15 protein-coding genes are annotated in these 18,355 nt (G+C 70.9%); 6 read left to right on the top strand and 9 right to left on the bottom strand.

Annotation, left to right across the window (positions count from 1 at the left end; all coding sequences use genetic code 11):
- Positions 1-66: 66 nt before the first annotated feature.
- Positions 67-1,446, bottom strand: a complete 1,380-nt coding sequence (locus OIE49_RS24600; protein WP_326804169.1) for a cation:dicarboxylate symporter family transporter — start codon at positions 1,444-1,446, stop codon at positions 67-69.
- A gap of 165 nt (positions 1,447-1,611) precedes the next feature.
- Here OIE49_RS24600 and OIE49_RS24595 point away from each other — a divergent pair, with 165 nt between their 5' ends.
- Complete coding sequence (locus OIE49_RS24595; RefSeq protein WP_326804168.1) at positions 1,612-3,282, top strand: sensor histidine kinase; 1,671 nt, start codon at positions 1,612-1,614, stop codon at positions 3,280-3,282.
- Positions 3,279-3,989 (top strand): response regulator, encoded by a 711-nt coding sequence (locus tag OIE49_RS24590; RefSeq protein WP_326804167.1) that lies wholly within the window; start codon positions 3,279-3,281, stop codon positions 3,987-3,989. The genes OIE49_RS24595 and OIE49_RS24590 overlap by 4 nt, the downstream gene beginning before the upstream one ends.
- Before the next feature lie 67 nt (positions 3,990-4,056).
- Here the strand turns inward: OIE49_RS24590 and OIE49_RS24585 are convergent, their stop codons facing one another.
- Positions 4,057-5,082, bottom strand: a complete 1,026-nt coding sequence (locus tag OIE49_RS24585) for an ATP-dependent 6-phosphofructokinase (protein ID WP_326804166.1) — start codon at positions 5,080-5,082, stop codon at positions 4,057-4,059.
- 199 nt (positions 5,083-5,281) lie between these two features.
- Between OIE49_RS24585 and pta the strand changes: the two genes are divergently transcribed.
- The 3 genes from pta (at position 5,282) to pyk (ending at position 10,192) form a co-directional block, all read left to right on the top strand.
- Positions 5,282-7,357, top strand: coding sequence for a phosphate acetyltransferase (pta, locus tag OIE49_RS24580; protein WP_326804165.1), 2,076 nt, complete (start codon positions 5,282-5,284; stop codon positions 7,355-7,357).
- A gap of 87 nt (positions 7,358-7,444) precedes the next feature.
- A complete protein-coding gene (locus OIE49_RS24575) occupies positions 7,445-8,653 on the top strand; it encodes an acetate kinase (protein ID WP_326804164.1) in 1,209 nt (402 codons plus the stop codon).
- Positions 8,654-8,761: 108 nt separating this feature from the next.
- Positions 8,762-10,192, top strand: coding sequence for a pyruvate kinase (gene pyk / locus OIE49_RS24570; protein ID WP_326804163.1), 1,431 nt, complete (start codon positions 8,762-8,764; stop codon positions 10,190-10,192).
- A gap of 105 nt (positions 10,193-10,297) precedes the next feature.
- Here the strand turns inward: pyk and OIE49_RS24565 are convergent, their stop codons facing one another.
- The 4 genes from OIE49_RS24565 to OIE49_RS24550 all read right to left on the bottom strand — a co-directional run bounded on the left by OIE49_RS24565 (position 10,298) and on the right by OIE49_RS24550 (position 14,718).
- On the bottom strand, positions 10,298-11,734 hold the full coding sequence (locus tag OIE49_RS24565; protein ID WP_326804162.1) for a hypothetical protein: 1,437 nt from the start codon (positions 11,732-11,734) through the stop codon (positions 10,298-10,300).
- Positions 11,724-12,335 carry a DUF6114 domain-containing protein gene (locus OIE49_RS24560; RefSeq protein ID WP_326804161.1) on the bottom strand — a complete coding sequence of 204 codons (612 nt, stop codon included), beginning with the start codon at positions 12,333-12,335 and terminating at the stop codon, positions 11,724-11,726. The genes OIE49_RS24565 and OIE49_RS24560 overlap by 11 nt, the downstream gene beginning before the upstream one ends.
- 130 nt (positions 12,336-12,465) lie before the next feature.
- A complete protein-coding gene (locus tag OIE49_RS24555; RefSeq protein WP_326804160.1) occupies positions 12,466-13,101 on the bottom strand; it encodes a DUF6230 family protein in 636 nt (211 codons plus the stop codon).
- Positions 13,102-13,746: 645 nt separating this feature from the next.
- On the bottom strand, positions 13,747-14,718 hold the full coding sequence (locus OIE49_RS24550) for a tetratricopeptide repeat protein (protein WP_326804159.1): 972 nt from the start codon (positions 14,716-14,718) through the stop codon (positions 13,747-13,749).
- Positions 14,719-14,956: 238 nt separating this feature from the next.
- Here OIE49_RS24550 and OIE49_RS24545 point away from each other — a divergent pair, with 238 nt between their 5' ends.
- Positions 14,957-15,574 (top strand): TetR/AcrR family transcriptional regulator, encoded by a 618-nt coding sequence (locus OIE49_RS24545; protein WP_326804158.1) that lies wholly within the window; start codon positions 14,957-14,959, stop codon positions 15,572-15,574.
- 42 nt (positions 15,575-15,616) lie between these two features.
- Here the strand turns inward: OIE49_RS24545 and OIE49_RS24540 are convergent, their stop codons facing one another.
- The 3 genes from OIE49_RS24540 to OIE49_RS24530 form a co-directional block, all read right to left on the bottom strand.
- Positions 15,617-17,317, bottom strand: a complete 1,701-nt coding sequence (locus OIE49_RS24540) for an acyl-CoA mutase large subunit family protein (RefSeq protein ID WP_326804157.1) — start codon at positions 17,315-17,317, stop codon at positions 15,617-15,619.
- Between the two features lie 79 nt (positions 17,318-17,396).
- Entirely contained in the window at positions 17,397-17,741 is a 345-nt protein-coding gene (locus tag OIE49_RS24535) for a DUF3817 domain-containing protein (protein WP_100568007.1), read from the bottom strand.
- Between the two features lie 102 nt (positions 17,742-17,843).
- Positions 17,844-18,353 (bottom strand): MarR family winged helix-turn-helix transcriptional regulator, encoded by a 510-nt coding sequence (locus OIE49_RS24530; protein ID WP_100568008.1) that lies wholly within the window; start codon positions 18,351-18,353, stop codon positions 17,844-17,846.
- Positions 18,354-18,355 lie beyond the last annotated feature (2 nt).

The raw sequence follows: 18,355 nt of genomic DNA, 5'->3' as shown, positions 1-18,355 counted from the left end.
CTCGGAACACGAAGAGACCCCGCGCCCCCTTGAGGGGGTGCGGGGTCTCGGTGTCCTGCCGGAGCGCTACACCTTGGCCAGGTCGCGCTGCTCGGGGCTCCCGGCGCCGTCGTCGGCGTCGGCGTCGGCGTCGTCCAGCAGCGTCTTCTCGTCGAAGGGCAGCTCGCCGGCGAGGACGCGCCGGACGCGGTCCTTGTCGACCTCGCCGGTCCAGGTGCCGATCAGCAGGGTGGCGACCGCGTTGCCCGCGAAGTTGGTCAGGGCGCGGGCCTCGCTCATGAAGCGGTCGATGCCGACGATCAGGCCGACACCGTCGACCAGGGCGGGCTTGTGGGACTGGAGGGCACCGGCGAGGGTGGCCAGTCCGGCACCGGTGACACCGGCGGCGCCCTTGGACGCGATCATCATGAACAGCAGCAGCGTGATCTGCTGGCCGATGGACAGCGGCTGGTCCATCGCGTCGGCGATGAACAGCGAGGCCATGGTCAGGTAGATCATCGTGCCGTCGAGGTTGAAGGAGTAGCCGGTCGGCACGGTGATGCCGACGACCGGACGGCTCACGCCCAGGTGCTCCATCTTGGCGATGAGCCGGGGCAGCGCGGACTCCGACGACGACGTCGACAGGATCAGCAGGAACTCACGGCCCAGGTACTTCAGCAGGTGGAAGATGTTGACGCCGGCCACCAGCCGGGTCAGCGCGCCCAGCACCACCAGCACGAACAGCAGACAGGTGACGTAGAAGCCGAGCATGATCGCGGCGAGTGCCTTCAGGGCGTCGATGCCGGTCTCGCCGACGACGGCGGCCATGGCGCCGAAGGCGCCGATCGGGGCGGCCCACATGATCATGGCGAGCACGCGGAAGACCAGCCGCTGGATGTGCTCCACCCCGCGCAGGACCGGCTCGCCCTTGCGGCCCATGGCCTGGAGCGCGAACCCGACGAGCAGGGCGACCAGCAGGGTCTGCAGCACCTGGCCCTGGGTGAACGCCGACACGAGCGTGGTCGGGATGATGCCGAGCACGAAGTCGACCGGGCCCTCGCTCCCGGCCTGCGCCTGCGCCTGGCCGACGCCCTTGACCGCCTCCGTCAGGTGCATCCCGCTGCCCGGGTGCACGATGTTGCCGATCACGAGCCCGATGGCGAGCGCGACGAACGACATGGCGAGGAAGTAGCCGAGCGCGAGGCCGCCGACCTTGCCGACCTTCGCGGCCTTGCGCACCGAGCCGACGCCGAGCACGATCGTGCAGAAGATGATCGGCGAGATCATCATCTTGATCAGGTTCACGAAGCCGGTGCCGAGCGGCTTGAGCTCCTTGGCGAAGTCGGGCGCGGCGAACCCGACGGCGACGCCGAGGACGACCGCGGCGATCACCGCTATGTACAGATAGTGGGTACGGTCCCGCTTGGCTGCGGGTGCGGCAGGTGCCGTATCGGCTGCGCTGCTCAAGGCGGCCCTCCTTGACGACGTCATCGGCATCACCGGCGTGCGGCTCACGTCCGGGCATGGGGGAATGCCGCGACTATCTCCCGTCCTGTGAGGGGGGTCACGCTTCCGTTCATTAAGTTCACGCCACATGGTTCACGCCAGAACGAAAGAGGCAGACTTGGCGGCATGCGCATACCCGTCCTCCCCAGACCCCGCAGCCTGGCGGGCCAGCTGTTCGCCATGCAGGCCGTGCTGCTGGCGCTCGTCGTGGCCGGGTACGCGCTGTTCAGCTACCTCAGCGACCGGGGCCAGGCCGAGGAGTCGGCCCGCCGGCAGACCACGGCGGTGGCCCGCTCCATCGCCGACGCCCCCTCGGTCCTGACGGCCATCCGGACCTCCGACCCCTCGTCGGAACTCCAGCCGTACGCGCTGAGGGTCCAGCAGGACACCGGGGTCGACTTCGTCACGATCATGACCCCGGGGGGCATCCGCTGGACGCACCCGGATCCGGACCAGATCGGGCGGCCCTTCCTCGGCAACATCTCCCGCGCCCAGCGCGGCGAGTCCTTCACCGAGACCTACACCGGCACCCTCGGCCCGTCCGTCCGCGCGGTCACCCCCGTCGAGGAGCACGGCCGCGTGGTCGGTCTGGTCAGCGCCGGCATCAAGGTGGAGGCGATCAGCGAGCGGGTACGCGAACAGGTCATCGCCCTGTTCTCGGTCGCGGCCGGGATCCTCGCGCTCGGCGCGATCGCCACGTACGTCATCAACGCGCGTCTGCGCCGCCACACCCACGGCATGAACGCGGCGGAGCTCAGCCGGATGCACGACTACCACCAGGCCGCCCTGCACGCGGTGCGCGAGGGTCTGCTGATGCTGGACGCACAGCACCGGGTGGCGCTCATCAACGACGGCGGGCGCGAACTGCTGGGCGTGGGACGCCAGGAGGACGTGATGGGCCGGTCGGTGGCGGACCTCGGCCTGCCGGCCCCGATGACCGGCGCGCTGCTGGCGTCCGAACCGCGGGTGGACGAGGTGCACCTGACCGACGCGCGCGTGCTGGTGGTCAACACCTCGCCGGTGTCGGGCGGTCAGCGCCGGGGCACGGTGGTGACCCTGCGGGACGTCACCGAACTCCAGTCGCTGATGGGCGAACTGGACTCGGAGCGCGGCTTCAGCCAGGCGCTGCGCTCCCAGGCGCACGAGGCGGCCAACCGGCTGCACACGGTGGTGTCGCTGATCGAGCTGGGGCGGGCGGAGGAGGCCGTGGAGTTCGCGACGGCGGAGCTGGAACTGGCGCAGGCGCTGACCGACCAGGTGGTCACGGCGGTGAGCGAGCCGGTGCTGGCCGCGCTGCTGCTCGGCAAGGCGGCCCAGGCCAACGAGCGCGGCGTGGAGCTGGTGGTGTCCTCGGACAGCGGCCTGGACGACGGTCTGCTGCCGCGGAGCCTGCCGCCCCGGGACCTGGTGACGATCCTCGGCAACCTCGTCGACAACGCGGTGGACGCGGCGCAGGGCGGCATGCCGGCACGGGTGACGGTCACGGCGTGCGCGGAGGACGGCGAACTGGTGCTGCGGGTCGCGGACAACGGGCCGGGCGTGCACCCGGCCCACACGGACCGGGTGTTTCAGCACGGCTTCTCCACCAAGCCGACGGGCCCGGGCGGGCGGGGACTGGGCCTGGCGCTGGTGCGGCAGGCGGTACGGCGGCACGAGGGGACGCTGACGGTGACGGATGCCGAAGGAGGCGGCGCGGTGTTCGAGGCGCGCCTGCCCCTGACCCACGGGACGGAGAACCTCGTGACCGGCAGGGCCGGGTCCGGGGCCGGGCGCGGCCTGCCCGGAGGCGTGGCATGACGGACGCCGGGAGCGGGACGCAGCCCATCCGCGTCCTGGTGGTGGAGGACGACCCGGTCGCGGCCGACGCGCACGTGATGTACGTGGGCCGGGTGCCGGGATTCGTCACGGTCGGCACGGCGCACACGGGCGCCGAGGCCCGGCGGGTCCTGGAGCGCACCCCGGTGGACCTGCTGCTCCTCGACCTCCATCTGCCGGACGTGCACGGCCTGAAGCTGGCCCGGTCGCTGCGGGCGGGCGGCCACCACGCGGACGTGATCGCGGTGACCTCGGCACGGGACCTCGCGGTGGTGCGCGAAGGGGTCTCGCTGGGGGTGGTCCAGTACGTCCTGAAACCGTTCACCTTCGCCACGCTCCGGGACCGGCTCGTGCGGTACGCCGAGTTCCGTGCGGCGGTCGGGGAGGTGGGCGGCCAGGACGAGGTGGACCGCGCGATAGCGACCCTGCGCGCACCGAGCCCGGCGGCCCTCCCCAAGGGGCTCAGCGCGCCGACACTCCAGCGGGTGACGGACGCGCTGCGCGCTGCGGAGGAAGGGTTCACCGCGGCGGGGGTCGCCGGGACGGTCGGCATCTCCCGGATCACCGCCCGGCGCTATCTGGAGCACCTGGTGGACGCGGGCCGGGCCGTACGCAGCCCGCTGTACGGGCAGGTGGGCAGGCCGGAACTGGTGTACCGGTGGGTACGGGAGTCCGGCGGGGACCGCTAGGGAGCCGCACTTCCCGCCCGGACCACCGGCTCCCGGAACGCCTGGACCGCCTGGACCGCCTGGACCGCTAAAAGACGGACTCCGTCTCGTCCATGCGGTCCTTGGGGACGGTCTTCAGCTCGGTCACCGCCTGGGCCAGCGGGACCATCACGATGTCGGTGCCGCGCAGCGAGGTCATGTGGCCGAACTCACCGCGGTGGGCGGCTTCCACCGCGTGCCAGCCGAAGCGGGTGGCGAGGACGCGGTCGTAGGCGGTCGGCACGCCGCCGCGCTGGACGTGGCCGAGGATGACCGGCTTGGCCTCCTTGCCGAGCCGGCTCTCCAGCTCGTACGCCAGCGCCGTGCCGATGCCCTGGAAGCGCTCGTGGCCGAACTTGTCGATCTCGCCCTTGCCGTAGTCCATGCTGCCCTCGACCGGGTGGGCGCCCTCGGCGACGCAGACCACCGCGAACTTCTTGCCGCGGGCGAACCGCTCCTCGACCATCTTCACCAGGTCGGCCGGGTCGAAGGGGCGCTCGGGCAGGCAGATGCCGTGCGCGCCGGCCGCCATGCCGGACTCCAGCGCGATCCAGCCCGCGTGCCGGCCCATGACCTCCACGACCATCACGCGCTGGTGGGACTCGGCCGTGGTCTTCAGCCGGTCCATGGCCTCGGTGGCCACGCCGACGGCCGTGTCGAAGCCGAAGGTGCGGTCGGTGGAGGAGATGTCGTTGTCGATCGTCTTCGGCACGCCCACCACCGGCAGCCCGGCGTCCGACAGCATGCGCGCCGCGGTCAGCGTGCCCTCGCCGCCGATCGGGATCAGCGCGTCGATGCCGAACCGGTGGATCATGTCCGAGGCGTTCTCGCAGGCCTCGCGGAGCCGGTCGCGCTCCAGGCGGGAGGAGCCGAGGATGGTGCCGCCGCGGGCGAGGATGCCGCCCACCGCGTTGAGGTCCAGGGTGCGGTAACGGCCGTCGAGCAGGCCCGCGTAGCCGTCCTCGAAGCCGATGACCTCGTCGCCGTACGTCGTGGCCGCCCGGTGGACGACCGACCGGATCACCGCGTTCAGTCCCGGACAGTCGCCGCCCGCCGTGAGAACTCCGATACGCATGCTGCTGTGTCTCCTGCTCGCTGTTGACACCGGTGATCCCGTCCGATTGTTTCATGTCCGGGGGACGGCCATGGCCTGATGGGCGCCATAGCTACCGGCAGGGGTACTGTCAAGGGGATTCCGCTCACCCCGGTGGGCGTTTTTTGCAGGACGCCATCCCCGGCCGACGAGTGATCCCCCGAGGAAACGGAGAGCCCGCGTGACCCGCAGCGTGTACGTGACCGGTATCGACCGCGGTGACGGCCGGCAGGTCGTCGAGCTGGGAGTCATGGAACTGCTGACCCGGCAGGTGGACCGGGTGGGCGTCTTCCGTCCCCTCGTCCACGACGGCCCCGACCGCCTCTTCGAGCTGCTGCGCGCCCGCTACCGGCTCCCCCAGGACCCGGCGACCGTCTACGGCCTGGACTACCAGGAGGCGTCCGCCCTCCAGGCCGAGCAGGGCACGGACGAACTGGTGTCCGCCCTCGTCGACCGCTTCCACCTGGTCGCCCGGGACTACGACGTGGTGCTCGTCCTCGGCACCGACTTCGCCGACACCCAGCTCCCGGACGAGCTGTCCCTCAACGCCCGGCTCGCCAACGAGTTCGGGGCCTCCGTCCTGCCGGTCGTGGGCGGCCGCAGACAGAACGCGGAGTCGGTCCTCGCCGAGACCCGCAACGCCTACCGCGCCTACGACGGCCTCGGCTGCGACGTGCTGGCCATGGTCACCAACCGGGTGGCCCGCGAGGACCGCGACGAGATCGCCGAGCGGCTGGCCGGCCGGCTGCCGGTGCCCTGCTGGGTGGTGCCCGACGAGCCGGCCCTGTCCGCGCCGACGGTCGCGCAGATCACCCAGGTCCTGGACGGCCGGGTGCTCCTCGGCGACGACTCCGGACTGGCCCGCGACGCCCTGGACTTCGTCTTCGGCGGCGCCATGCTGCCCAACCTCCTCAAGGCGCTGACCCCCGGCTGCCTGGTGGTCACCCCCGGCGACCGCGCCGACCTGGTCATCGGCTCGCTCGCCGCGCACAGCGCCGGCACCCCGCCGATAGCCGGCGTGCTGCTCACCCTGAACGAGGCGCCGCGGCAGGAGATCCTCACCCTGGCCGGCCGCCTCGCCCCGGGCACCCCGGTCGTCTCGGTGTCCGGCAACAGCTTCCTCACCGCCGAGCGGCTGTTCTCCCTGGAGGGCAAGCTCAACGCGGCCACCCCGCGCAAGGCGGAGACCGCGCTCGGCCTGTTCGAGCGGTACGTCGACACCGCCGACCTCAGCAAGCGGGTCTCCGCGCCCAGCAGCGACCGGGTCACCCCGATGATGTTCGAGCACCAGCTCCTCGAACAGGCCCGCCACGACCGGCGCCGGGTCGTGCTGCCGGAGGGCACCGAGGAGCGCGTGCTGCGCGCGGCGGAGGTGCTGCTGCGCCGGGGCGTGTGCGACCTGACGCTGCTCGGCCCGGCGGAGGTGATCCGCAAGAAGGCCGCCGACCTGGGCATCGACCTCGGGGACGCGCAGCTCATCGACCCGGCCACCTCCGACCTGCGGGACGCCTTCGCCGAGCGGTACGCGGCGCTGCGCGCCCACAAGGGCGTCACGGTGGAGCTGGCGTACGACGTCGTCTCGGACGTGAACTACTTCGGCACGCTCATGGTGCAGGAGGGGCTGGCCGACGGCATGGTGTCGGGCTCGGTGCACTCCACGGCCGCGACCATCCGGCCCGCGTTCGAGATCATCAAGACCCGCAGCGACGCCTCGATCGTCTCCTCGGTGTTCTTCATGTGCCTGGCCGACAAGGTCCTCGTCTACGGCGACTGCGCGGTCAACCCCGTCCCGGACGCCGAGCAACTGGCCGACATCGCCATCCAGTCGGCGGCCACCGCCGCCCGGTTCGGGGTGGAACCGCGGATCGCCATGCTGTCGTACTCCACCGGCGACTCCGGCTCGGGCGCCGACGTGGACAAGGTGCGCGAGGCGACCGAGCTGGTGCGGCTGCGCCGCCCGGACCTGATGATCGAGGGGCCGATCCAGTACGACGCGGCCGTGGAACCCTCGGTGGCCGCCACCAAGCTGCCCGGCTCGGAGGTGGCGGGGCAGGCCACCGTGCTGATCTTCCCGGACCTGAACACCGGCAACAACACCTACAAGGCCGTGCAGCGTTCGGCCGGCGCGGTCGCGGTCGGCCCGGTCCTCCAGGGCCTGCGCAAGCCGATCAACGACCTGTCCCGCGGCGCCCTGGTGCCGGACATCGTCACCACCGCGGCCATCACGGCGATCCAGGCCCAGTCGTCCGGCAACTGACCCTCCCCCGGCCGCGTCCGCCGGGGCGCCGCCCCGGCGCGCGCGGCCCAAGACCTCCACAACTCCGACCAGAAAGCGCCAGCGCTCGTGACCGCGACCCGCGTCCTCGTCCTCAACTCCGGCTCCTCGTCGCTGAAGTACCAGCTGCTCGACATGCGCGACGCGACCCGGCTCGCCGTCGGCCTGGTGGAGCGCATCGGCGAGCAGACCTCCCGGCTCAAGCACACCTGCCTGGCCACGGAGGCCGGCCGCGAGCAGAGCGGCCCGATCGCCGACCACGACGCCGCGCTGAAGGCGGTCGCGGAGGAACTGGCCAGGGACGGGCTCGGCCTGGACTCCCCCGAACTGGCCGCGATCGGGCACCGGGTGGTGCACGGCGGCATGTTCTTCACCGAGCCCACCGTCATCGACTCCGCCGTGCTCACCGAGATCGAGCGGCTGATCCCGGTGGCGCCGCTGCACAACCCGGCCAACCTCACCGGCATCCGCACGGCCATGGCGCTGCGCCCCGACCTGCCGCAGGTCGCCGTCTTCGACACGGCGTTCCACACGACCATGCCGGAGTCCGCGGCCCGCTACGCGATCGACACGAGGACCGCCGACCGGCACCGGGTGCGGCGCTACGGCTTCCACGGCACCTCGCACGCCTACGTCTCCCGGGCGACCGCCGAGCTGCTGGGCAGGGCGCCCGAGGACGTCAACGTCATCGTGCTGCACCTGGGCAACGGCGCGTCGGCCTCGGCGGTCCGTGGCGGCCGGTGCGTGGACACCTCCATGGGGCTCACCCCGCTGGAGGGGCTGGTGATGGGAACGCGTTCCGGTGACCTCGACCCGGCCGTCATCTTCCATTTGCAGCGAGTCGGCGGAATGTCCATGGACGAGGTCGACACTCTCCTCAACAAGAGGAGTGGTTTGTTCGGTCTGTGCGGCGACAACGACATGCGGGAGATTCAGCGCCGGATGGAGGAGGGCGACGACGACGCACGACTCGCGTTCGAGATCTACATCCACCGGCTGAAGAAGTACGTGGGTGCCTATTACGCGGTACTCGGCACGGTGGACGCGGTCGCCTTCACGGCCGGGGTCGGCGAGAACGCGGCCTTTGTGCGCGAGGCCGCCCTCGCGGGCCTGGAGGGCCTGGGCCTGGCGGTGGACCGCGACCGGAACGCCGTACGCGGCGACGAGGCGCGGCTGATCTCGCCCGAGGGCGCGCGGGTCGCCGTGGCCGTGGTTCCCACGGACGAGGAAATGGAGATCGCCACCCAGACTTACGCACTGGTCGGAAAGGACGCCTGAGCACGTCCGCGAAATTCCGGCCGGCACTCGACTGAGCGCCGAGGCGCCCATTTGTATCTTCCATCAGACGGAATATTCCGGAGCGAAACAAACCGATAGGATCGCCCCATGCGCCGTTCGAAAATCGTCTGTACTCTCGGCCCAGCGGTCGACTCCCACGAGATGCTCGTCGCCATGATCGACGCGGGCATGAACGTGGCCCGGTTCAACTTCAGCCACGGAACGCACGCCGAGCACCAGGCACGGTACGACCGGGTCCGCGCCGCGGCCAAGGAGACCGGCCGGGCCATCGCCGTCCTCGCCGACCTCCAGGGCCCGAAGATCCGGCTGGAGACCTTCGCCGAGGGTCCGGTGGAGCTCGAGCGCGGTGACGAGTTCACCATCACCACCGAGGACGTCCCGGGCGACAAGCACATCTGCGGTACGACGTACAAGGGGCTGCCGGCCGACGTCTCGCGCGGCGACCAGGTGCTCATCAACGACGGCAACGTCGAGCTGAAGGTCGTGGACGTCGAGGGCCCGCGGGTGAAGACGATCGTCATCGAGGGCGGCGTCATCTCCGACCACAAGGGCATCAACCTGCCCGGCGCCGCGGTGAACGTGCCCGCGCTGTCCGAGAAGGACATCGAGGACCTGCGCTTCGCGCTCCGCATGGGCTGCGACATGGTCGCCCTGTCCTTCGTCCGCGACGCCAAGGACGTCTCCGACGTCCACCGGGTCATGGACGAGGAGGGCCGCCGCGTCCCCGTCATCGCCAAGGTGGAGAAGCCGCAGGCGGTGGAGAACATGCAGGACGTCGTGATGGCGTTCGACGGTGTGATGGTCGCCCGCGGCGACCTGGCCGTCGAGTACCCGCTCGAGAAGGTCCCCATGGTGCAGAAGCGCCTGATCGAGCTGTGCCGGCGCAACGCCAAGCCGGTGATCGTGGCGACCCAGATGATGGAGTCGATGATCACCAACTCCCGTCCGACCCGCGCCGAGGCCTCCGACGTGGCCAACGCGATCCTGGACGGGGCCGACGCGGTCATGCTGTCGGCCGAGTCGAGCGTGGGTGCCTACCCGGTCGAGACCGTCAAGACGATGTCGAAGATCGTCAAGGCGGCCGAGGAGGAGCTGCTCGGCAAGGGACTGCAGCCGCTGGTGCCGGGCAAGAAGCCGCGCACGCAGGGCGGTTCGGTGGCCCGCGCCGCCTGCGAGATCGCCGACTTCCTGGGCGCCAAGGGCCTGGTGGGCTTCACCCAGTCCGGCGACACCGCGCGCCGGCTGTCCCGCTACCGCGCCTGCCAGCCGATCCTGGCCTTCACCACCGACGAGTCCACCCGCAACCAGCTCGCGCTCAGCTGGGGCGTGGAGCCGCACGTGGTGCCGTTCGTCAACAGCACCGACGAGATGGTCGACCTGGTCGACCAGGAGCTGGTGAAGCTCAACCGCTTCGCCCCCGGCGACACGGTCATCATCACCGCCGGCTCGCCCCCCGGCGTCCCCGGCACCACCAACATGGTCCGCGTCCACCACCTGGGCGGCGGCACCCGCGACTGACCGCGCGCACGGCCGCTCGGCCGACCGGCACACGACTGAGGGCGCTCCCTGCGAACAGGGGGCGCCCTCAGTGGTGTTGCGGCTCCCGGACGGGCCCGCGGCCGGTCAGTCGGTGGTGTACAGGTGCATACCGGGGACGTGCAGGTCGCCGCCGAACTGAGCGGCCTGGACCACTTTGACCTTGGTGAAGTAGATCAGCGGGATGTTCAGCGGCGGAGGGCTCTTCGGGCTGAAGGTGACCGGGATCAGACCGAACAGGTTGCCGGAGATGCTCTCGGTGTACATCACCGTGTTGCCGTTGCGGATCGTGGACGTGGAGCCCTTGGCGGCCTGCACGTGGTAGGTCTTGCCGATCCCGGTGTCCTTCACCGTCTGGTGCAGGTCGCCGATGTCGGTGCCATCCGAAATGACGTACTTCAGCACCTTCTTGACGTGTCCGCTCGCCGTGCGCACCTCCACGACGCCCTGGTAGTCGGCGCCCTTCAGCAGCAGCGAACTGGCGTCCAGGTACCAGGGGTCGTCGGCCAGGAGCACGGCGTTGTCCACGCCGCCCTCGGCGTCGGTGGCGGCCGGGCACTTCTCCGGGTCCGTCGTGGAACTCGCCGACGGGTTCGGCGTGGCCGTCGCCGCGTCGGCCGCCTCTCCGGCCGCCTCCTTGACGTCCTCGACGGCCTTCCCGGCCTCCCCGGCCGTCCCGGACACCGTGCCGGCCGTGTCCTTCACGGTCTCCTTCACGGTCTCCTTCACGGTCTCCTTCACGGTGCCCTTGACCGTGTCCTTGACCGTGTCGGCGACCTTCCCGGCGGTGTCCTCGACCGGGTCGGAGGCGCCGTCGCCGGCGTCCTTGGTCCCGCCCGCCGAAGGCGTGGCGGAGGCGGACGGCGCGGCCCCGGAGTCCTCGGTGCCCCCGGAGTTCCCTGAGCCCGGCTTGGCGCCGGCGAGGAGGCCTCCGAGCGCGTCCCCGACGGTCCCCAGCAGGCCGCCGCCCCCGGACGCCGAACCGTCCGGCTTGCTCTGCGAGGCGGTGGGGGCCGGCTCGGGCGCGGTCTTGCCGCCGGAGGCCGTGTCCGGCGAGGAGGGCGTGTGCGAGGAGCCCTCGTCCTTCTGACCGTTCTGGTCCCCCTGGCCGTCCTCGCCCGCCTGGTCCGTGGCGGACGTGGCCGAGGGGGCCGGCTTCGCGGTGGCGCCCTCGCCGCCCTCGCCGTCCTCAGCGGCGTCACCGGCGCTCGCGGAGGCGGACGGTGTCGGCGAGGCCGAGGCCTCGTCCTGCGAGCCGTCCAGCGCCGCGACACAGTCCTTGTACTCATCGGCCGTCAGGCTCTTGGCGGACGGCGCCGACGCGTTGTTGTCGGCGACGGCGTGCGTGGACGTGAAGCCCATGCCCATGAGGACCGCCGTCGGCATCGCCGCCATGGCCATCGCCTTGCCGGCCGGCATGTGGAACCTGGTGAACAGCGGCTTCTTGGGTGCCGCGTGGCGCGGCCCGGTTCTCCCACGGGACTCCTCCACTCCCGTCCCGTGAGTCACCTCGTCAGCCGGCACTTCGCCTCCCGTTCGCCCCGTTGGCCGGGCTCGTTCCTGACAGGTCGTTCTCCCCCAGTGCCTCGAAGCCCTGGGAGGGGCCCTCCTTGCTCATCGGGTCCACCACAGGCCCGGGCGGTACCGCGCCGTCCTCCGCCGGGCCGGGCGCGGCCTCGGGGGCTCCGCCCCGTACCGGGCCGTCCCGTTCGGCGTCCTCCGGCGCGGGCGGCACACCCTCCGCCCACGACACGGCCATCGCGCCGCCGATGAGCGCGAGCAGGAAGCCGAGGACGAAGCCGCCGAAGTTGGACACGGGGATGGACACCAGCGCCAGCAGGATCGCCGCGACACCCGCGAAGACCCTGATGTGCTTCTGGAACCAGAGGCTGATGCCCAGGACGACGAGCAGCACGCCGATGATCAGGGAACCGGCTCCCGCGGTGGTCGCCATCGCCAGCGTCAGATGACCCAACTGGAGGTGGGCATACGGGAAGTACATGATCGGAAGGCCGCCGAGCAGGACGAACAGGCCTGCCCAGAACGGACGTGTGCCCCGCCAGGCGCGGAACTGCAGCCTCCGGCGGGTGAACTGGCCGGCTGCGGCAGGAGTCTCGGCGCTCATGGAAAACAGCTCCCTGGTGCGGCGTTGCTGTGATGAGGGTGGTGCTGGTCGGTGTGGGGGGTGTGTGAAGAGCGGGTGGAAGGTGGAACGGGCGGGGGCGCCGTCGGCTCCCCCGCCCGTCACCGAGTGCCTAGTAGCACTCCTTGGCCTTCGTCGACAACGACATCTTCAGGCCGCTCAGCTCGAAGGTTCCGGCGGTGGTCGCCCACGCCGTCTGCTTCACGTCGATCAGCGTGGCCGTCTCGGCCTGCTGGGCGAACCCGAAGGGGTTGGACAGCTCGTTGCCGCCCTTCATGCCCGGACCCTTGCCGGCGTCCTGGGCCGCAACACCGATGTCGATGTTGTTGAACGTGGCGTCGGCCTGCAGGTCGGCGACGTCGATATAGATGTTGTGGGCCTTGACCGGGGTCTTGCCGCCGCCGGCCTTGAGGATGAGGCTCACCGAACCGAAGACCGGAACGTTCGGGGTGACCACGGACTGGCAAAGATTCGTGATCTTGGCGTCCCTGAACGCCGAGACCGCGACCGGGTGCACCGTCTCCTTGCCCTCGAGGGTGTACCCCTTGTCGATCGCCCCGTACTGAGAGAACCCCTCACCTTCCAGTTTGTCGGCCGACACCTTGAACGACTGACCCGACACGCTGAACGACGCGGCGAGGGCACCCTGAGCCAGGGCCACGCCTATCGCCGCCGTCGCGGCCACGCTGGGCACCATGACCACAGCGAACCGCTTCCATCTCGTCCCGCCACGCACCTGGGACTCCATAATTCCTCCTTCTCGGACGTACATCTCCTGGCCCGGCTCACCACCGGCCGGCGGCTCGGCCGGGCAGGGATGGGAGAAGTGCTACGTCCTCGGGAAGGAGAGCGCCCGCGCTCGGTGGCGCCAACCGCGCCCGAATCACCGGCGATCACCCCCGAGCGACAACCACTGGTCGCGCCTGACACGCATCACGCACAACCTTGCTGGACAGGCTTCGCCAGCCGGCGAAGACCCCCCTGCCCAAAGGGACGGCGTCTCTGCCGCCGGCCCTGCTCGGTGGGGACCCAGGCACCCCAGGACCCGGCCGGCTGCCGGGGGTACGGGGATGGACCGAGCGTCGCCGATCGTGGTGCATTCTCGCCGCCCGCACAAGGGGGTTCGTTACTCGCTGGTAACGGCGGTATGACCGGGGTGCGACTCACCGGCCCCGAACGGCGACACTCGGTGCTAACAAAGGGGAGAACAAAACGGCGGATGCCCGGACGGAACCAGGCGGAACCACACCGTCGATTTACTGCCAGTAACAGCGGCCGCGTTGACCAAGTTTTGGTAAAGCGCGGCCGCCCTGACGACTCCTCGGCCAATCTTTCACTCGGGCATCACAGGCCGGTGTTTAACGACCGGTCGGCCCGGGAGGGTTGACCCGGATCAGAAAAGCGCCCGCGCCAACGCCCGGCGCGCCCCCGTGACTCGCGGATCCTCGGGCCCGACGACCTCGAAGAGTTCCAGCAGCCTCAGCCGCGCCGCGTCCCGGTCCTCACCGGCGGTGCGCCGCACGGTGTCGATGAGCCGGCCGAAGGCGTCCTCCACATGACCGCCCACCAGATCCAGGTCGGCGGCGACGATCTGCGCCTGCACGTCGGCGGGCTTCTCGGCCGCGTCCTTGCGCACCCGCTGCGGGTCGAGACCCTGCACCCGCTGGAGCAACTCGGCCTGCACCAGGCCGAGTTTGGCCTCGGGGTTGGCCGGGTCGTCGGCCAGCACGTTCTTGTACGCCTGGACCGCGCCGCCCAGGTCGCCGGCGTCCAGCGCCTGCGAGGCCGCGTTCAGCAGCGCGTCGTACGGGCCGACCGGGACCTGAGGGGCCGTCTGCGCGCCCGCCTCGGCGTCCGGGTCGACGGTCAGACCGGTCAGCCCGAACCGCTGCTCGGCGACCTGCACCAGCTGGTCCAGCGTCTGCCGGATCTGCTCCTCGCCCGCCGCTCCCTGGAAAAGGGGCAGGGCCTGACCCGCGACCACCGCGAAGACCGCGGGGATCCCCTGGATGCCGAACTGCTGCATCAGCATCTGGTTGGCGTCGACGTCGATCTTGGCGAGGAGGAAGCGCCCGTTGTACTCGACGGCCAGTCGCTCCAGGACCGGGCTCAGCTGCTTGCAGGGCTGACACCACTCGGCCCAGAAGTCGATGACGACGGGCACCTCCGCCGACCGCTGGAGGACATCGCTCTCGAAAGTGGCCTCGTCGACGTCGATCACGAGATCGGCCGGGGAGACCGCCCCCGCGCCGCCCTCCCTGGCCGCCTGGGCGCGCGCCTGCTCCGCCTTCGCCTTAGCCTCCTGGGCCGCCTTCACCGCGGCGAGGTCGACGACTCCGCTCATGGACATGTTCCGTGGCTGCATGCGCCTATCCTCCCCCGTTCTGCCCGCCTGAGTGAAAACCGCCGGGAAAGCCGTACCGCGCCGGGCGCCCGGTCCCCACCCGGCACCCTGTGGTCATCGCTCGGGCGCGGGCTCGCGCCCGCGTTTCGCTACGACCCGTAGCGTAATGGCCGCGGACGCCCGAACGAAAGCGCGGCCCGGTGATCTCTCTCACGACCGGACAGGAACCACTCGTTTTCGGTCCGGTTATGGTCAGGGGATGCAGAGCCGCACCTCCGCCGCCCGCGCCGGCCGGCCGCGCAGCGCCGCCGCCGACGCGGCGATCCTGGCCGCCACCCGGGCGGCGCTGGTGGAGCTGGGCTGGTCCCGGCTCACCCTGGGGGACGTGGCCACCCGGGCCGGGGTCGCGAAGACGACGCTGTACCGCCGCTGGGCGGGCAAGAACGAACTCGTGGTCGACGCCGTCGCCGAACTCTTCGACGAACTCCGCCTCCCCGACCGCGGCAGCCTCGCCGCCGACATCGAGGGTGTGGTCCTCCAGTTCGCGGAGATCCTGGCCCGGCCCGAGGCCAGGAGCGGCCTGATGGCCGTGGTCGCCGAGTCGACGCGCGACGAGGCGCTGCGCGAACGCATCCGCACCTCGATCGTGGACCGCCAGAAACGCCTGGTCCTGGAGGGCCGCGCCCGCGCCCAGGACCGGGGCGAACTCCCCCCGGAGCCGGACCCGGAGGAGGCCGCCCGCACGGCCGGCCTGATCTTCGACATCGTCGCGGGCGCCGTGGTGCACCGCACCCTGGTCAGCGCCGAACCGGCGGACGAGGAATGGGTGCGCGGTTTCACCCGGGTCCTTCTGACCGGGCTGGCGGCGAGCGGTTGACGAGGGCGCCGGGACGGAAGGGACCGCCCCGGCGCCGGGCCGTCAGAACCCCGGGGGCTCCGTGTACACGCCCCACTCGTCCCGCAGCACCCCGCAGATCTCGCCCAGCGTGGCCTCGGCGCGCACGGCGTCGAGCATCGGCTCGATCATGTTGGCGCCGGACCGCGCGGCCGCCAGCATCGCGTCCAGCGCGGAGCGGACGACGCTCTCGTCCCGTCCGGCCCTGCGCTCCCCGAGCACGCGCACCTGCTCCCGCTCCACCTCGTGGCTGACCCGCAGGATCTCCAGGTCGCCGGTGACCGAGCCGGTGTGGACGTTGACGCCGACGACCCTCTTGTCGCCCTTCTCAAGCGACCGCTGGTACCGGAACGCCGACTCGGCGATCTCTCCGGTGAACCACCCGTCCTCGATGCCCCGCAGGATGCCGGACGTGATCGGCCCGATCGGGTGCTGCCCGTCGGGGTGCGCCCGCAGCCCCCGCTCCTTGATCTGCTCGAAGATCTTCTCGGCGTCCGCCTCGATCCGGTCCGTCAGCTGCTCGATGTACCACGAACCGCCCAGCGGATCGGCGACGTTGGCGACCCCGGTCTCCTCCATCAGCACCTGCTGGGTGCGCAGCGCGATCTCCGCGGCCTGCTCGCTCGGCAGCGCGAGCGTCTCGTCGAGCGCGTTGGTGTGCAGCGAGTTGGTGCCGCCGAGCACCGCCGCGAGCGCCTCGACGGCCGTACGCACGACGTTGTTGTACGGCTGCTGGGCGGTCAGCGAGACCCCGGCGGTCTGCGTGTGGAAGCGCAGCCACTGCGCCTTGTCGGTCCTGGCGCCGTAGACGTCCCGCATCCACCGGGCCCAGATGCGACGCGCGGCGCGGAACTTGGCGATCTCCTCGAAGAAGTCGAGGTGCGCGTCGAAGAAGAAGGACAGGCCGGGCGCGAAGACGTCGACGTCGAGGCCGCGGCTCAGACCCAGCTCGACGTACCCGAAGCCGTCGGCGAGCGTGTACGCCAGCTCCTGCGCGGCCGTCGCCCCGGCCTCGCGGATGTGGTAGCCGGAGACCGACAGCGGCTTGTACGCGGGGATCCTGGCCGCACAGTGCTCCATCAGGTCGCCGATGAGGCGCAGATGCGGCTCGGGCTGGAAGAGCCACTCCTTCTGCGCGATGTACTCCTTGAAGATGTCCGTCTGCAGCGTGCCGTTGAGAACGGAGGCGTCCACGCCCTGCCGTTCCGCGGCGACCAGGTACATGCAGAAGACGGGGACGGCCGGCCCGCTGATCGTCATCGACGTGGTGACGTCACCGAGCGGGATGTCCTTGAACAGCACCTCCATGTCGGCCGCCGAGTCGATGGCCACGCCGCAGTGGCCGACCTCGCCCAGCGCACGGGGGTCGTCGGAGTCGCGGCCCATGAGCGTCGGCATGTCGAAGGCGACCGAGAGCCCGCCTCCGCCGTTGCCGAGGATCATCTTGTAGCGCTCGTTGGTCTGCTCGGCGTTGCCGAACCCGGCGAACTGCCGGATCGTCCACGTACGCCCCCGGTAGCCGGTCGGGTACAGGCCACGGGTGAAGGGGTACTCCCCCGGCCAGCCGATCCGCTCGAATCCCTCGTACGTGTCTCCCGGTCGGGGACCGTACACCGGCTCCACGGGGTCGCCCGAGAGCGTGGTGAAGTCCGCCTCGCGCTTGCGTGCGGCGTCGTACCGGGCCTGCCAGCGGTGGCGGCCCTCCTCAATGGCGTCAGCGTCCATACCCTCGAATTTACTAGGACGTCCAAGTAAATGTCGACGGCTGACCGCCGTACGTGTTCCGTACGGCGGTGGCGCGTGCCTACGCCTCGGCGACCGCGGGGGCCTCGTCCTGCGCGGCGAGCCGGGACTCCAGCTCGCGGCTGACCCTGCGCTCGACGAAGAAGGCGGCGGTCGGGATGGTGCCCGCGAGGAGCACCCACAGCTGCTTGGCGACCGGCCACTTGGCCTTGGAACCCAGGTCGAACGCGAACACGAGGTACACGACGTACAGCCAGCCGTGCGCGATGCCGACGACGCTCGTGAAGCCCGCCGCGCCGTCCATCTTGAACAGGTACTTGGCGATCACGCCGAGAGTCAGCAGGACCAGCAGCACACCGGTGACGTAGGCCATGACCCGGTAGCGGGTCAGCACGCTCTTTTTCATGGGGACGAGCGTAACCACCCGTTCCGGGAGATCTTGCCCCGGGTGGCCGTGACGCGGCGACCCCGTGGCCCGGCCCCTCAGTCCTGGGGGCAGCCGTGCACGTCAGTCCTCGTCGAAGTCGTGCGCGGCGATCCGCAGCGGGCGCAGCATCGCGAAGATCTCGCCGCACTCCTCGGCGTCGTAGGCCCCGAGGCCGAACTCCATCGCCATCAGGTCGCGGGTGGCCGAGTCGACGACCTCGCGGCCCTTGTCGGTGATGACGGCGAGCGTGCCGCGCCCGTCGTTGGGGTTGGGGCGCCGGGCGACGAGGCCGGACTTGACCAGCCGGTCCACGGTGTTCGTCACGGACGTGGGGTGCACCATCAGACGCTCACCGATCTTGGACATCGGCAGTTCGCCGGCCTTGGAGAAGGTGAGCAGCACCAGGGCCTCGTAGCGCGCGAAGGTCAGCCCGTACGGCTTGACCACCGCGTCGACCTCGGCGAGCAGGATCTGGTGGGCGCGCATGATCGAGGTGATCGCGGCCATGGACGGCACGCTTCCCCAGCGCTGCTTCCAGAGCTCGTCGGCACGGGCGATGGGGTCGAAAGGAAGACTGAGGGGCTTCGGCACGT

Origin of the sequence: Streptomyces sp. NBC_01788 (assembly GCF_035917575.1) — a bacterium.
Taxonomy (GTDB): domain Bacteria; phylum Actinomycetota; class Actinomycetes; order Streptomycetales; family Streptomycetaceae; genus Streptomyces.
Note: the sequence above shows the minus strand (reverse complement) of the source record. Positions and strands in the feature narration are given on the sequence as shown.